This window comes from Variovorax davisae, assembly GCF_030316845.1.
Classification (GTDB): Bacteria; Pseudomonadota; Gammaproteobacteria; order Burkholderiales; family Burkholderiaceae_C; genus Variovorax; species Variovorax davisae.
Genome location: NZ_JASZYS010000009.1, coordinates 164,126 through 177,757, shown reverse-complemented (window position 1 = coordinate 177,757; position 13,632 = coordinate 164,126). Strand labels below are relative to the sequence as shown.

The window sequence follows — 13,632 nt, the reverse complement described above, 5'->3', positions numbered from 1 at the left end:
GGCTCCATGAAATTCTCCGCATCGATGGCCGCGGTCCTGCTCACCGCAGTCACCACCGGCGCCCAAGCCGCCGACACCCTGGCCAAGATCGCCGAGAGCGGCAAGATCACCCTGGCCTACCGCGAATCGTCCGTGCCCTTCAGCTACCTCGCAGGCGGCGAGAAGCCGATCGGCTTCTCGGTCGAGCTGTCGAACGCGGTGGTCGAGGCGGTCAAGAAGAAGCTCGACAAGCCCAAGCTCGAGGTGGCGCTGATGCCGGTGACCTCGCAGAACCGGATCCCGCTGATCAGCAACGGCACCATCGACCTGGAGTGCGGCTCGACCACCAACAACACGGCGCGTGCCAAGGACGTCAGCTTCGCGGTCAACCACTTCTACACCGGCACCCGGCTGCTGGTGAAGAAGTCCTCGAAGATCAAGAACTACGCCGACCTGGCGAAGAAGACCGTGGCCAGCACCACCGGCACCACCAACGCCCTGGTCATGCGCAAGTACAACACCGAGAAGAACCTCGACATCGACCTGGTGCTCGGCAAGGACCATGCCGACGCCTTCCTGCTGGTCGAGAGCGACCGCGCGGTCGCCTTCGCGATGGACGACATCCTGCTGTTCGGCCTGATGGCCAACGCCAAGAGTCCGGCCGACTTCGAGGTCGTCGGCGACGCGCTGCAGGTCGAGCCCTATGCCTGCATGCTGCCCAAGGACGACCCGGCCTTCAAGAAGCTGGTGGACGACACCTTCATCGGTCTCATGAAGAGCGGCGAATTCGAGAGGATGTACAACAAGTGGTTTCTGCAGCCGATCCCGCCCAAGGGCGTGCCGCTGAACCTGCCGATGAGCCCGCAGCTGCGCGAGAACATCCAGGCGCCGAACGACAAGCCCGCGACCTGAGCCCGGGCGGCGGCATCGCACGCGCGCGGCTGTCGCCGGGTCCGGGGCATCCCCCTTGACATGGTTGATAAGATCGATGCGCCGAAGCCGTCCGATGGGGCGGCTTTCGTTTTTGCCCCCCAAGCGCGAAGCCGCCATGAATTTGTTTGCCATCATCGCCGCGACCCTGGTCGCCGGCATCGGAAGTGTCTGGATCGCCGCGCTGCTGCTGCGCGTGGGCGTGCGCAGCGGCGCCGGCGGAGTCAATCCGCAGCACCTGCTGAGCCTGGCCGCGGGCGCCTTGCTCGCGACCGCCTTCATGCACCTGCTGCCGGAAGCCTTCGAGAGCCGGATCGAGCCCGGCGTGCTGTTCGGCGTGCTGCTGTTCGGCCTGGTCTTCTTCTTCCTGCTCGACAAGGCGGAGCTGTGGCACCACGGGCACGAGCATCACCAGGGCCGCGCGGACGACCATGGCCACGGCCATGCGCACGATCACGCGCATGCCCACAACCATGACCATGCGCCGCGCGGCGGCGGCTGGGCCGTGCTCACCGGCGACAGCGTGCACTGCTTCGGCGACGGCATCCTGATCGCCTCGGCCTTCATCGCCGACCTGCGGCTGGGCATGGTGGCGGCGATCGCGGTGCTGGCGCACGAGGTGCCGCACCACATCGGCGACCTGGTGGTGCTGCGCCAGAGCTCGGCCAACCCGCGGGCCGCGCTGGTCAAGGTCTCGCTGGCCGGCACCATGACGGCCATGGGCGGCGTGGTCGGCTGGTGGCTGGTCGACCGGCTGCATGGCTGGCTGCCGTATTTCCTGGTGCTGGCGGCCAGCAGCTTCGTCTACGTGGCGCTGGCCGACCTGATCCCGCAGCTGCAAAAGCGGCTGCCTGCGCGCCAGACCGCCTTGCAGATCGCCTGGCTGGTGGCGGGCATCGTGCTGGTCACCCTGGTGAGCCGCCTGGCGCATGGCGACCACGACCATGCCCATGACGGCGCTGGCCACGACGCCGCCCATGAGGCCGCCCACACGCATTGAATGGACACCCGCGGCGCTTTCTGACAAGCTTCTTGTCCCTGCGCCGACGAGGTGGATTCGGCTGGGGCGCGCCCACTGGGGCGCATCATGCGAAGCAGTTATCTAGGAGTCCGATCATGACCAGCGCCGACCCCCCTCTGCGGTCCGGAGAAACCGCAGACGATCCCGAGATCGACGACGCCGACGACGCCTTGCCCGAGGACGAAGACGAATTCGATTCGGACGAAACCGGGGCCACCGACGAGCTGTCGGAAGAAACCGGCATCGACCTCACCGACGCCAGCGAACTCGACGCCGACAACGTGCCGGCCGACGAGGAGTTCGACCGGGTCATCCAAGCCCCGGACTGAGCCCGCCACCGCGGGCGAAGCTCAGTCCTCCAGGGTAAAGCCCACTTTCAGCGTCACCTGCCAGTGGCCGACCTTGCCGTCGACCACGTGGCCGCGGGTCTCCGTGACCTGGAACCACTGGATGTTGCGCACCGATTCGCTGGCCTTGGCGATCGCGCGGCGCACCGCGTCGTCGCTGCTGGTCGGGGACGAGCCGGTGAGCTCCAGAAGCTTGTAGACGTGATCGGACATGGTGGTCTCCTTTTTTCGGGAACGCCATGGTGGCACGTTCGCGGCCGTCTGTGGGGCCTGCCTATACTTCCCGCGCATGCACCCCTCTCAAGTCGGATTCCGCCGGGCCTCGCGCCTTGTCTTCTCCTTGCTGGCCGCGGTGCTGCTGGCCGGCTGCTACGCGCCCGTGCGGCTGATGCCCACCCCGGTGAGCTTCAGCAACGGTGACATCGACCCCTTCGAGAAGATCGGCGAGAAGCTCAAGACCACCGACGTGCCGGTGTTCTACGCCACCAACCGGCTGGCGCTGATCGAGCAGCCCGATCCGGTCCACACCATCGTGCCGACCGACGATCTGCGCATGGGCGTGGCGCACGTGCGGGTCGGCGACGAGTCGCTCGACTGGGAGACGCTGCACCGCCTGTCGACCAGCGCCGACCCCGACGAGCGCCCGATCGTCCATCTGGAGCGCCTCGAGCAGAAGGCGGTGTTGCGCTCGAACGAGGACGTGAAGAACTCGCCCGAGGCCCAGGCCTTCTTTGCGATGGTCAACAAGGCGCTGGCCGCCAGTCCCAACAGCGAACTGCTGATCTACGTCCATGGCTCCAACAACACGGTGCCGCGCGCGGCCGCCCAGGCGGCGCAGTTCCGCCATTTCACCGGCCGGCGGATGGTGGTGCTGGTCTTCATGTGGCCCTCGGCGGGATCGATCCTGCGCTACCTGACCGACGTCAGCAACGCGGCCAGCACGGTCGAGCCCTTCGCGCGGATGGTCGAGCTGCTGGGCGAGAACACCACGGCGTCGAAGATCGACGTGCTGGCCTACAGCGCCGGCGCGCAGGTGCTGAGCCCGGCGCTGGTGCGGCTGGGCACGCCGCGGCCCGGCGAGACGCGGGCCCAGCTGCAGCAGCGGCTGCGGCTCGGGCAGATCTACTTCGCGGCGCCGGACATCGACACCCGCCGCTTCGTCGACGAGCTGAGCGGCTACATCGACATCATCGAGCGGGTGAGCATCGCGGCCAACCTCAACGACTCGGTGCTGCGCTTCGCCGCCATCGTCGGGCGGGCCTCGCGCGCCGGCCGGCCCGACGTGACCGAACTCGACGAGGAGCAGACCCGCTTCCTGGTGGAAGCGTCGCGCAAGCTGCGCTTCGACCTGATCCGCGTCGACCCGAACGACATCCCCAACCTGCCCGAGAGTTCGCATGCCTTCTGGTACGACGACCCCTGGGTCAGCGGCGACATGGTGGCGCAGTTCCTGTTGAACGCGCCGCCGCCGCGGCGCGGGCTCGACGAGCAGCAGACCCCGGGCGGCGCGCGCTACTGGCGCTTTCCGGCCGATTTCTACGACCGCATCTACCAGCTGTTCCGGCCTAGGGCGGGTGGTTAGGGCTTCGGGCTGCCGCTGTACTTCGTGACGCTGTCGGCGGCGATCTGGTAGCCGCTGACGCCCATCATCGAGTCGTTGCGCACGGTCTGCAGCTTGCCGCTGACCCAGACCGTGTCCATGGCGCGGAACTTCGCACCCTGCTTCGGGCGCACGTGGAGGATCTGGTTGGCCGGCGGCGGCGGCGTGTGGATGCAGGCGCCGAAGTAGGGCACCAGCAGGAACTCGGTGACCTCGCCCTTGTTCTCCTCGAGCGGCACGATGAAGCCCGGGATCTTGACCTCGACGCCGTTGAGCGCCGGATTGGTCGGTGCGTTGTTCGACACCTCCTGCAGCTTCATCAGCAGCTCGTTGGCGCGCGGGTCGCTGTCGTCGAGCTTGCTCAGGTCGATGCCCTTGAGTTCCTTGCCAGGGTCCCAGTCCTTGGGCACCAGCTCTTCCCAGGTGATGACGCGCGGCTGGCCCGGCACGGCCTTGTCGGCGACCTTGCCGCCGAGCGGCTGGGTCGGGGAGGTCGCCTGGGGCGCGGGGCCGGCGGCGAAGGCGCTGCCCGCGATGGCGAGCGATAGCAACGGCAGGAGAAGAGGGCGCAAGTTCATGTGTCAGATCCTGGGAGAGAGTCCATCTGCAAGCGACAGTCGATAGGCGCGAATGCCGGGCAGCAAACTGGCCAGCCAGCCAGCCGCCAGCACGCTCGCGAGCAGCAGCCATTCGTTGGGCGTGGGTTCGGTCAACCGCAGTGCCAGGCCATAATGGGACTGCAGCCAGGGCGACAGGCAGGCGACGCCGAGCGCCGTCGCCACGACGCCGAGCAGCACACCCAGCAGCGTTACCAGGGCCCCTTCGAGCGCCAGCAGCGCCAGCACATGGCGCAGGCTGGCGCCGACCGCGCGCAGCACGGCGAGTTCGCGGCGCCGCTCGTTCAGGCCTGCCATCACCACCGACACCAGCCCGGCCAGGCTCACCAGCGCGACCAGTGCCGACATCAGCAGCAGCGCGTTCTCGCCGACGCCCACCACCCGCCAGAGCTCGTCGAGCGCCACGCCCGGCAGGATCGCCATCAGCGGCTCGCCGCCATAAGTCGAGACCCAGCGCTGGACCGCGAACACGGCGGCCCGGTTCTTCAGGCCGACCAGCACCGCCGTCACGGTCTTGGGCGTGAGGTCGAACTTGCGCACCTGCTCGGCCGGGATCCTGAGGCCCGGCATCGGCGCGCCGCCGACCCATTCGAGGTGGATCGCCTCCATCGCCTCGAGCCCGATGTGGACCGTGCGGTCGACCGGCGTGCCGGTGCGCGCGAGCACGCCCACCACGGTGAAGGGCTTGTCGGCATGCTCGGAGACGTCGAGTTCGCCGCTGCCGTGCGCCAGCGTGATCTGCTGGCCGACGCGGTAGCCGAGCGACTCCGCCACCTCGGCGCCGACCACGGCGTCGAACAGCGCGGCGAAGGGCTTGCCTTCGCGCAGCTGCAGCGGCTGGCGGTTGCCGTAGCGGAAGTGCTCGAAGTAATCGGGCGTGGTGGCCAGCACCGAGAAGCCGCGATGGGAGTCGCCGAGCGACACCGGCACCACCCAGGCGACGCCCGGGTGGGCGGCCAGCGCCTGCACGCTCTTCCACTGCAGGTTGTTGGTGGCGGCGCCGATGCGGAACACCGAATACAGCAGCAGCTGGGTCGAGCCGGTGCGCGCGCCGACGATCAGGTCGGTGCCCGACACCGAGGACGCGAAGTTCTGGCGCAGCTCGGTGCGGATGCGTTCGACGCCGAGCAGCAGGAAGGTCGACAGCGCGATCGACAGCACCGTGAGCGCGAGCGTGAAGCGCCGGTTCCAGGCACTGCGCCAGGCGATGCCGAACAGCGCCGTCATGCCGCCACCCCCGAGGCGGCGCGGTTGATCTCGGGCAGCAGCACATGGCGCGAGAAGCGCGCGGCGATGCGCTGGTCGTGGCTCACGAAGACCAGCGCGCTGCGATGGACCGCGCAGGCCGCCAGCAGGACGTCGAGGAAGGCCTCGCGGCGGTCCTCGTCGAGCGCCGAGGTGGGCTCGTCGGCGATCACCACCTCGGGGTGGCCGATCAGTGCGCGGGCGGCCGCCACCCGCTGCTGCTGGCCGACCGACAGCTGCATCGCCTGGCGCTGCCAGAGGCTGCTGTCCAGGCCCATCCGGGCCAGCAGCTCGCGCGCCTGCGCCAGCGCCGAGCCGTCCTGCGTGGCCTGGGCCATGCGGCGAGCCGAGAAGCGGCAGGGCAGCAGCACGTTGTCGAGCACGCTGAGGTAGGGCAGCAGGTTGAATTGCTGGAAGATGTAGCCCACGTGCGCGACCCGGGCCCGGTCGCGCGCCGCGCCCGAGAGCGCGGCCCAGTCGTGGCCCAGCAGCCGGACCTGGCCGGCGTCGGCGATCAGCACGCCGGCCAGCAGCGACAGCAGCGTACTCTTGCCGCAGCCGCTCGGCCCGTGCAGGAACACCGCTTCGCCGGCATCGACCTCGAAGCGCTCGATGTCGATGCAGGGGCGGTCGGCGCCCGGCCAGGCGAAACGCAGCGCAGCGGCCGAAAGTACAAGGCTCACGGCCGGACTACTTGCCCCAGGCCAGCCGGACGGCGGGCCGCTTCAGCGTGCGCTTGAACTGGCCCTGCGGTGCGGCAATCTGGGCCTCGATCTGGCGCGGCCCCTTGAAGGCATTGAACAGCTCGACGTCGATGAACTTGGCCGCCGCCGTGTTGGTGCAGTTGAAGGCGAAGCTGCCATCGAGGTCGGCGTGGCCTTCGGCGGCGCCTTCCTCGCCCTTGCCCAGGCCCAGCGTGGCCGAGCGCAGCGTCACCGGCCCGAGCTTGCAGTTCGCGGCCGGATCGATCTTGAACAGGTCGGCGCCGGCGCGCAGCTGCGCGATCGCGTCCTCGACGGTCTTCTTCTCGGCCTCGGTGCGCGGGGCGCGCTCGAAGCCGACGAAGTTGTCGAGCGGGGATTCCATCGCGATCACGATGGTCGGGCCGTCGACCACGACGTCGAGCCGGATCTGGCCATGGACATGGGCGGCCTGGGCCTGGGCCGATGCCGCCAGGGGGGCGGCCAGGAGAGCGGCGGTCGCGAAGGTGACGAACGGTCGTCGGAACAGGGTCATGCTTGGGCGCCTTGCCGGGTCGGCAGCCCCGGCGTGTTGCTCCATTCGCTCCAGCTGCCGGCATAGAGCGCGGTCGGCCCGAGGCCCGCGATCTGCATGGCGAGCAGGTTGGGCACGGCGCTCACGCCGCTGCCGCACTGGTGGACGACCGTCGCGGGATCCCGGCCCGCCAGCAAGCTTTCGAACTCGGTGCGCAACTGCGCGGCCGGCTTGAACTTTCCGTCGGGACCGAGGTTCTCGGTGAAGGGCCGGTTCAGGGCCCCCGGGATGTGACCCGCGATCGGGTCCAGAGGTTCCACCTCGCCGCGATATCTTGCGCCGGCGCGGGCGTCGATCAGCGTCTGGTCAGGCTGCTCGAGCCGGGCCGCCACGGTTCGGGTGTCGACCAGCTTCAGCAGCGGCGCGCCGGCGACGAAGTTCGACTGGAAGTGCGTCGGCTCCTCGCGGCCCGTGACCTCGCCGCCCGCGGCCTGCCAGGCCTGCAGGCCGCCGTCGAGCACGGCCACCGCCTCGTGGCCCATCCACTTGAGCATCCACCAGAGCCGGCCGCAATAGTTGGCGCCATTGCGGTCGTACACCACCGCCTGCATGCCGTTGGCGAAACCGACGCTCGACAGCCAGGCCGCGAAGCGCTCGCGGCTGGGCAGCGGATGGCGCCCGCCCGAGGCCGGCGGGCCGTCGTCGCGCGCCACCACCACCCCGTGGGCGCCCGGCGCGCCGTGCTTGGCGCTCAGGTCGGTGTCGATGTTGGCGTACACGGCGCCCGGGATGTGGGCCGCGCGGTACAGCTGCGGGCCGGCGTCGGGCTTCATCAGCTCGAAGCTGCAGTCGAACAGCATCGATGCGGTGCCGCTGGCCAGCAAGGACTTGAGCTGCTCGGCGGAAATCAAGGTCGTGTACATGGAAGCTCCCCTTCAGTGTTCCTCGGCCGGCGCCTTGGGCAGCGAGCGCTGGCGCAGCACGGTGGCGGCGATGCCGCTGCAGACGATCAGCGCCATTCCGGCCCAGCCCGAGGCGTCGATCCGGTCGCCGAACAGCAGCACACTGTAGATCGCCGCAAAGACGATGCCGGAATACTGGAGATTGGCGACCAGCAGCGTGCCGCTCTCGGTCTTGGCGCTGGCGTAGGCGCGCGTCATGCAGAGCTGGCCCAGCGCCGCCAGCACGCCGACCGGCAGCAGCCAGACGGCGTGGCCCCAGGTCCATTCGGCCCACGGGGTGGCGCCGCCCAGCAGCGTGCCCAGCGCGCCCGCGACCGCCGAGCCGACGGCGAAATAGAACACCGTGCGCGCCTCCGGCTCGCCGAGCCGCGACAGCGCCACCACCTGCATGTAGGCGAAGGCGGCCGTGAGGCCGGACAAGAGGCCCATCAGGCCGGCGAAGCCCTGGTTGTCGCCGACCGTGGGCTTGAGCATCAGCACCACGCCGCCGAAGCCGGCCAGCACGGTCAGCACCAGCGGACCCTGCAGCGGCGGTCGTGGAATGTTGCCGTCGCGGCCCGGCACCGGCACCCAGGCGAGCAGGGCGCCGCCGACCAGGAAGGCGGCGATCCAGACGCTGCTCATGTAGTTGAGCGTCATCGCGGTGGCCAGCGGCATGTGGGCGATGGCGAAGAACCAGGCGCCGAGCGAGACCACGCCGATCAGGCTGCGCCAGGCATGCATGCCGGGGTAGCGCGTGGCCAGCGTGACGCCGCGGCTGCGTGCCAGCACCCACAGGAAGACGATGCCGATCAGGCCGCGGTAGAACACCAGTTCGGCGCTGGAGAACCAGGCCGAGGCGAACTTCACGCACACGCCCATGGTGGCGAAGATCAGTGCGCCCAGCACCATCCAGAGCGCCTGCATCAGGAGGGGCTGCGCATCTCGCGGCGGTACCACTCGTGGAACTGCTGCATGCCGTCTTCCATCGGGCTCTGGTAGGGGCCGCTCTCGTCGTCGCCGCGCAGCATCAGCGCGCGGCGGCCGGCGTCCATGCGCTCGGCGATCTCGTCGTCTTCGACGCAGGTCTCCATGTAGGCGGCCTGCTGGGCCTCGACGAACTCGCGCTCGAAGGCGACGATCTCCTCAGGGTAGAAGAACTCGACCATGTTGAGCGTCTTCTGCGGCCCGGCCGGGTGCAGGGTCGACACCGTGAGCACGTGCGGATACCACTCGACCATCACGTGCGGGTAGTAGCTGAGCCAGATCGCGCCGTAGCGCGGCGGATGGCCGTTGCGGTATTTCAGCAGCTGCTCCTGCCAGCGCTGGTAGACCGGGCTGCCGGCGCGGCCGAGGCGGTTGGCCACGCCCACCGTCTGGACCGAGAAATGGTGGCCGAACTCCCAGCGCAGGTCGTCGCAGGCGACGAAGCTGCCGAGGCCGGGGTGGAACGGGCCGACGTGGTAGTCCTCGAGGTAGACCTCGATGAAGGTCTTCCAGTTGTAGTTGCACTCGTGCAGTTCGACGCGATCGAAGGCGTAGCCTTCGAAATCGAGGTCGAGGCGGGGGCCGATGCGGGCCAGGTCGGCGGCGACGTCGCGGCCCTGGCCGTTGACGTTCTGCTCGAACAGCAGTCCGTTCCATTCGCGCAGCGGATAGTTGTGCAGGTTGAGGCAGGGGTCCTGCTCGAAATGCGGCGCGCCGATCAGCGTGCCGGTGGTCCGCGGGTCGGATGCGGCATAGGTCCAGCGGTGCAGCGGGCAGACGATGTTGCCGCCGGCCTGGGCATCGAGCTGGCCGCGGCCTTGCAGGATCAGCGCCTGGCGATGGCGGCAGACGTTGGAGATCAGCTCCACCCCCTTCGGCGTGTGCACCAGCGCGCGGCCCTGCTGTTCCTGCGGCAGGGTGTGGAAGTTGCCCGGCTCGGGGACCGTGAGGCGGTGGCCGACGTAGCGCGGCCCGTCGGCGAAAAGCGTTTGCAGCTCGCGGGCGTAGAGCGCCTCGTCGAAGTACGCGGAAACCGGAAGTTGGCTCGAGGCCTGCTGCAGTTGAAGACTTAAATCAGACATGGGTGACCTGACCAAGCTCCCCACAGGGAGAGAGAAAATAAAACGGAAGGCTGCCGCCGAAGGTGTGGACGGCCCGAAGGAGGGCGCCGGCCGGGCCGGCTTTTGGGAGAGGGCGATTGTACCCTTGGCGCCGCATTCCTGCCCCCGCCCTAAAATGGCGCGTTTCACGCCAAACCCCTGAATGCCCAAGGTGCCTTCCTCTCCCATGCCCGCCAAAGCGCCCGCCGATGTGCCCGCCGGGGCCGGCTCGCCCGACACCGGTCCCTTGCCCGCGAGCTACGAAGCCGGGCTCCAGGAACTCGAACGACTCGTGACCGAACTCGAATCGGGCCAGCTGCCGCTCGACCAGCTGCTGGGCAGCTACCAGCGCGGCGCCGTGCTGCTTGCCTTCTGCCGCGACCGCCTGCAGGCGGTCGAAGACCAGATCAAGGTGCTCGACGCGGGCAGCCTCAAGGTCTGGGCCGGCGAATGAAGGGCGTGGACACCTCGCACTGGGATGCGGTGCGACTGGCCGCCTGGAGCGAGCCCCATCTGGCGCGGGTCGAGGCGGCGCTGTCGCAATGGGTGGGCGTCGATGCCCCGGTGCGGCTCGGCGATGCCATGCGCTATGCGGTCCTCGACGGCGGCAAGCGGCTGCGGCCGCTGCTGGTGTTCGCGGCCAGCGAAGCGGTCGGCGGCCAGCCGGCCGCGGCCCTGCGCGCGGCCTGCGCGGTCGAGCTGATCCATGCCTATTCGCTGGTGCACGACGACCTGCCGTGCATGGACAACGACGTGCTGCGCCGCGGCAAGCCGACGGTGCACGTGAAGTTCGGCGAAGCCGGCGCCCTGCTGGCGGGCGACGCCCTGCAGGCGCTGGCCTTCGAACTGCTCACGCCCGCCGGCGACGAGGTGGCGCCCCCGGTCCAGGCCCAGCTCTGCCGTCTGCTGGCCACGGCGGCCGGCAGCCAGGGCATGGCCGGTGGCCAGGCGATCGACCTGGCCAGTGTCGGGCTGGCGCTCGACGAGGCCCAGCTGCGCGAAATGCACCGGCTCAAGACCGGCGCGCTGCTGCAGGGCAGCGTCGAGATGGGCGCGGCCTGCGGCGACCGGCAGGCGCCCGCGGTGCTCGCCGCCCTGCGCGACTACGGCGCTGCCGTCGGGCTCGCCTTCCAGGTGGTGGACGACATCCTCGACGTCGTCGCCGATTCCGAGACGCTCGGCAAGACCGCCGGCAAGGACGCTGCCAGCGACAAGCCCACCTACGTCTCGCTGCTGGGCCTGGAGGGCGCCCGCGCGCAGGCCCGCGAGCTGCTGGCCCGGTCGCTCGCCGCGCTCGATCGCAGCACGCTGGCCGACACCGCCGCCCTGCGGGCGCTGGCCCACATGGTCGTGGACCGCGATCGATAACAACAACCCATCCCCATGGCTCCGCTGCTCCCCACCATCCACGATCCCTCCGTGCTGCGCCGCTTCGACCGCCTGCAGCTCAAGCAACTGGCCGACGAGGTGCGCACCTGCGTGCTCGACAACGTGTCGCGCACCGGGGGCCACCTGAGCTCGAACCTCGGCACGGTCGAGCTCACGGTCGCGCTGCACCATGTCTTCAACACGCCGCACGACCGGCTGGTATGGGACGTGGGCCACCAGACCTATCCGCACAAGATCCTCACGGGCCGGCGCGAGCGCATGCCCACCCTGCGCCAGCTCGGCGGCATCTCGGGCTTTCCGCAGCGCAGCGAGAGCGAGTACGACACCTTCGGCACGGCCCATTCGTCGACCAGCATCTCGGCGGCGCTCGGCATGGCGATGGCGGCCAAGCAGAAGGGCGAGGACCGGCATTCGGTGGCGATCATCGGCGACGGCGCGCTGACCGCGGGCATGGCCTTCGAGGCGCTCAACAACGCGGGCGTGTGCGACTGCAAGCTGCTGGTGATCCTGAACGACAACGACATGTCGATCAGCCCGCCGGTGGGTGCGCTCAACCGCTATCTGGCGCAGCTGATGAGCGGCAACTTCTACGCCGCCGCGAAAAACGTGGGCAAGAGCGTGCTGCGCGCGGCGCCGCCGCTGTTCGAGCTGGCCAAGCGCTTCGAGCAGCATGCCAAGGGCATGGTGGTGCCGGCCACGCTGTTCGAGCAGTTCGGCTTCAACTACGTCGGGCCGATCGACGGCCACGACCTCGATTCGCTGATCCCGACGCTCGAGAACCTCAAGCATCTCGACGGTCCGCAGTTCCTGCACGTGGTCACCAAGAAGGGGCAGGGCTACAAGCTGGCCGAGGCCGACCCGGTGGCCTACCACGGCCCCTCCAAGTTCGATCCCGCGGTCGGCCTCGTCAAGCCGGCCACCGCGCCGAAGCAGACCTTCACGCAGGTCTTCGGCCACTGGCTGTGCGACATGGCGGCACAGGACGGCCGGCTGGTCGGCATCACGCCGGCGATGCGCGAGGGCTCGGGGCTGGTCGAGTTCGAGCAGCGCTTTCCGGGCCGCTACTACGATGTCGGCATCGCCGAGCAGCATGCGGTCACCTTCGCCGCCGGACTGGCCTGCGAAGGCCTGAAGCCGGTGGTGGCGATCTACTCGACCTTCCTGCAGCGCGCCTACGACCAGCTGATCCACGACGTCGCGATCCAGAACCTGCCGGTGGTGTTCGCGCTCGACCGCGCGGGGCTGGTGGGGGCCGACGGCGCGACGCACGCGGGTGCCTACGACATCCCGTTCCTGCGCTGCATTCCGAACCTGAGCGTGGCCTGCCCGGCCGACGAGGCCGAGTGCCGGCAACTGCTGAGCAGCGCCTACGAACAGGACCACCCGGTGGCGGTGCGCTACCCGCGCGGCGCCGGCGCCGGCGTCACGCCGCCGCTGACGCTCGAAGGGCTGCCCTTCGGCAAGGGCGAGATCCGCCGCGAAGGCCGGCGCATCGCGATCCTGGCCTTCGGCACCCTGCTGTACCCGGCGCTCACGGCCGCCGAGGCGCTCGACGCGACGGTGGTCAACATGCGCTGGGCCAAGCCGCTCGACGTCGAGCTCTTGCTGAAGGTCGCCGGCACCCACGATGCCCTCGTCACCCTGGAAGAGGGCGCGATCATGGGCGGCGCGGGCAGCGCGGTGCTCGAAGCGCTGCAGGCGGCGGGCGTGCCGAAGCCGGTGCTGCAGCTGGGCCTGCCGGACCGATTCATCGAGCATGGCGATCCGGCCAAGCTGCTGGCGGGCCTGGGCCTCGACGCGGCCGGGATCGAGCAGTCGATCCGGGCCCGGTTCTAGGGCGCTGACCGGGCGGCCGGTTGGGTGGCCGCCGGAACCCGTACACTGGCGCCATGGCCAGGATCTTCGATCAGGTCGCGCGTTCCATGCAGCCGGTCGTCGAGTTGCGCCGGGAGGCCGCCACCTACACCTACGGCGTGCGTGCACCGCGCGCGGGCGGCGTGGTGCCACCGGTGTCCTTCAACGAAGGCGGCTTCGCCAGCCTGGCGGCCTGCCTGCTGCATGTCGCCCGCGGGATGGGCGGCAACTTCCCGTGCATCTACGTGCGGCTGGAAGGCCAATGCGTCGGCGAGCGCGCCGTCGCCGAGCTGCAGCGCGAGCCGGAGCGTGTCGCGGCCGAACTGGAGGCCGCCTGCCGCGCAGGGCTCGGCGTCCAGCAGCCACAGCGCCCGGTTTCGGCGGCCGAAACGCTGTCTGGCTAGGCT

16 protein-coding genes are annotated in these 13,632 nt (G+C 69.6%); 8 read left to right on the top strand and 8 right to left on the bottom strand.

Annotation, left to right across the window (positions count from 1 at the left end; all coding sequences use genetic code 11):
- Positions 1–6 precede the first annotated feature (6 nt).
- From QTI33_RS21335 to QTI33_RS21325, 3 genes are all read left to right on the top strand, one after another.
- Positions 7–891, top strand: coding sequence for a transporter substrate-binding domain-containing protein (locus tag QTI33_RS21335; RefSeq protein ID WP_286508268.1), 885 nt, complete (start codon positions 7–9; stop codon positions 889–891).
- Positions 892–1,027: 136 nt separating this feature from the next.
- Complete coding sequence (locus tag QTI33_RS21330; protein WP_286508267.1) at positions 1,028–1,909, top strand: ZIP family metal transporter; 882 nt, start codon at positions 1,028–1,030, stop codon at positions 1,907–1,909.
- A 116-nt stretch (positions 1,910–2,025) separates the two neighbouring features.
- On the top strand, positions 2,026–2,259 hold the full coding sequence (locus tag QTI33_RS21325) for a hypothetical protein (RefSeq protein WP_286508266.1): 234 nt from the start codon (positions 2,026–2,028) through the stop codon (positions 2,257–2,259).
- Positions 2,260–2,280: 21 nt separating this feature from the next.
- Here QTI33_RS21325 and QTI33_RS21320 read toward each other — a convergent pair whose 3' ends face one another.
- A complete protein-coding gene (locus QTI33_RS21320) occupies positions 2,281–2,490 on the bottom strand; it encodes a dodecin (RefSeq protein WP_286369278.1) in 210 nt (69 codons plus the stop codon).
- Between the two features lie 76 nt (positions 2,491–2,566).
- Between QTI33_RS21320 and QTI33_RS21315 the strand changes: the two genes are divergently transcribed.
- The gene (locus tag QTI33_RS21315) at positions 2,567–3,859 is read left to right on the top strand and encodes an alpha/beta hydrolase (RefSeq protein ID WP_286508265.1); all 1,293 of its coding nucleotides are present in this window, start codon (positions 2,567–2,569) and stop codon (positions 3,857–3,859) included.
- On the opposite strand, the gene QTI33_RS21310 is transcribed toward QTI33_RS21315, so the two are convergent.
- From QTI33_RS21310 to QTI33_RS21280, 7 genes are read right to left on the bottom strand one after another with little or no spacing between them, the layout of a single operon-like run.
- Complete coding sequence (locus tag QTI33_RS21310) at positions 3,856–4,455, bottom strand: DUF3299 domain-containing protein (RefSeq protein WP_286508264.1); 600 nt, start codon at positions 4,453–4,455, stop codon at positions 3,856–3,858. The genes QTI33_RS21315 and QTI33_RS21310 overlap by 4 nt on opposite strands.
- Before the next feature lie 3 nt (positions 4,456–4,458).
- Positions 4,459–5,721 carry an ABC transporter permease gene (locus tag QTI33_RS21305; RefSeq protein ID WP_286508263.1) on the bottom strand — a complete coding sequence of 421 codons (1,263 nt, stop codon included), beginning with the start codon at positions 5,719–5,721 and terminating at the stop codon, positions 4,459–4,461.
- Complete coding sequence (locus tag QTI33_RS21300; RefSeq protein WP_286508262.1) at positions 5,718–6,422, bottom strand: ABC transporter ATP-binding protein; 705 nt, start codon at positions 6,420–6,422, stop codon at positions 5,718–5,720. Before QTI33_RS21300 ends, QTI33_RS21305 begins: the two co-directional genes overlap by 4 nt.
- Positions 6,423–6,429: 7 nt before the next feature.
- On the bottom strand, positions 6,430–6,975 hold the full coding sequence (locus QTI33_RS21295) for a DUF2796 domain-containing protein (RefSeq protein WP_286508261.1): 546 nt from the start codon (positions 6,973–6,975) through the stop codon (positions 6,430–6,432).
- On the bottom strand, positions 6,972–7,877 hold the full coding sequence (locus QTI33_RS21290) for a sulfurtransferase (protein WP_286508260.1): 906 nt from the start codon (positions 7,875–7,877) through the stop codon (positions 6,972–6,974). Before QTI33_RS21290 ends, QTI33_RS21295 begins: the two co-directional genes overlap by 4 nt.
- Positions 7,878–7,889: 12 nt before the next feature.
- The gene (locus QTI33_RS21285) at positions 7,890–8,822 is read right to left on the bottom strand and encodes a DMT family transporter (protein ID WP_286508259.1); all 933 of its coding nucleotides are present in this window, start codon (positions 8,820–8,822) and stop codon (positions 7,890–7,892) included.
- Positions 8,822–9,964, bottom strand: coding sequence for an aromatic ring-hydroxylating oxygenase subunit alpha (locus tag QTI33_RS21280; protein ID WP_286508258.1), 1,143 nt, complete (start codon positions 9,962–9,964; stop codon positions 8,822–8,824). The genes QTI33_RS21285 and QTI33_RS21280 overlap by 1 nt, the downstream gene beginning before the upstream one ends.
- A gap of 181 nt (positions 9,965–10,145) precedes the next feature.
- Here QTI33_RS21280 and xseB point away from each other — a divergent pair, with 181 nt between their 5' ends.
- From xseB to QTI33_RS21260, 4 genes are read left to right on the top strand one after another with little or no spacing between them, the layout of a single operon-like run.
- Positions 10,146–10,436: an exodeoxyribonuclease VII small subunit gene (gene xseB / locus QTI33_RS21275; RefSeq protein ID WP_286508257.1), complete on the top strand. Its 291-nt coding sequence runs from the start codon at positions 10,146–10,148 to the stop codon at positions 10,434–10,436.
- Positions 10,433–11,350, top strand: a complete 918-nt coding sequence (locus tag QTI33_RS21270) for a polyprenyl synthetase family protein (protein WP_286508256.1) — start codon at positions 10,433–10,435, stop codon at positions 11,348–11,350. The genes xseB and QTI33_RS21270 overlap by 4 nt, the downstream gene beginning before the upstream one ends.
- 15 nt (positions 11,351–11,365) lie before the next feature.
- Positions 11,366–13,207 carry a 1-deoxy-D-xylulose-5-phosphate synthase gene (gene dxs / locus QTI33_RS21265; RefSeq protein ID WP_286508255.1) on the top strand — a complete coding sequence of 614 codons (1,842 nt, stop codon included), beginning with the start codon at positions 11,366–11,368 and terminating at the stop codon, positions 13,205–13,207.
- 53 nt (positions 13,208–13,260) lie between these two features.
- On the top strand, positions 13,261–13,629 hold the full coding sequence (locus tag QTI33_RS21260) for a hypothetical protein (RefSeq protein ID WP_286508254.1): 369 nt from the start codon (positions 13,261–13,263) through the stop codon (positions 13,627–13,629).
- Positions 13,630–13,632: the final 3 nt, after the last annotated feature.

Excerpts from the sequence above, each read along its gene's own strand:
- QTI33_RS21270 (WP_286508256.1), top strand. The coding sequence starts at position 10,433 with ATGAAGGGCGTGGACACCTCGCACTGGGATGCGGTGCGACTGGCCGCC.
- QTI33_RS21305 (WP_286508263.1), bottom strand. The coding sequence starts at position 5,721 with ATGACGGCGCTGTTCGGCATCGCCTGGCGCAGTGCCTGGAACCGGCGC.
- QTI33_RS21295 (WP_286508261.1), bottom strand. The coding sequence starts at position 6,975 with ATGACCCTGTTCCGACGACCGTTCGTCACCTTCGCGACCGCCGCTCTC.
- QTI33_RS21260 (WP_286508254.1), top strand. The coding sequence starts at position 13,261 with ATGGCCAGGATCTTCGATCAGGTCGCGCGTTCCATGCAGCCGGTCGTC.
- QTI33_RS21315 (WP_286508265.1), top strand. The coding sequence starts at position 2,567 with ATGCACCCCTCTCAAGTCGGATTCCGCCGGGCCTCGCGCCTTGTCTTC.
- xseB (WP_286508257.1), top strand. The coding sequence starts at position 10,146 with ATGCCCAAGGTGCCTTCCTCTCCCATGCCCGCCAAAGCGCCCGCCGAT.
- QTI33_RS21330 (WP_286508267.1), top strand. The coding sequence starts at position 1,028 with ATGAATTTGTTTGCCATCATCGCCGCGACCCTGGTCGCCGGCATCGGA.
- QTI33_RS21335 (WP_286508268.1), top strand. The coding sequence starts at position 7 with ATGAAATTCTCCGCATCGATGGCCGCGGTCCTGCTCACCGCAGTCACC.
- QTI33_RS21290 (WP_286508260.1), bottom strand. The coding sequence starts at position 7,877 with ATGTACACGACCTTGATTTCCGCCGAGCAGCTCAAGTCCTTGCTGGCC.
- dxs (WP_286508255.1), top strand. The coding sequence starts at position 11,366 with ATGGCTCCGCTGCTCCCCACCATCCACGATCCCTCCGTGCTGCGCCGC.
- QTI33_RS21310 (WP_286508264.1), bottom strand. The coding sequence starts at position 4,455 with ATGAACTTGCGCCCTCTTCTCCTGCCGTTGCTATCGCTCGCCATCGCG.
- QTI33_RS21280 (WP_286508258.1), bottom strand. The coding sequence starts at position 9,964 with ATGTCTGATTTAAGTCTTCAACTGCAGCAGGCCTCGAGCCAACTTCCG.
- QTI33_RS21285 (WP_286508259.1), bottom strand. The coding sequence starts at position 8,822 with ATGCAGGCGCTCTGGATGGTGCTGGGCGCACTGATCTTCGCCACCATG.
- QTI33_RS21320 (WP_286369278.1), bottom strand. The coding sequence starts at position 2,490 with ATGTCCGATCACGTCTACAAGCTTCTGGAGCTCACCGGCTCGTCCCCG.
- QTI33_RS21325 (WP_286508266.1), top strand. The coding sequence starts at position 2,026 with ATGACCAGCGCCGACCCCCCTCTGCGGTCCGGAGAAACCGCAGACGAT.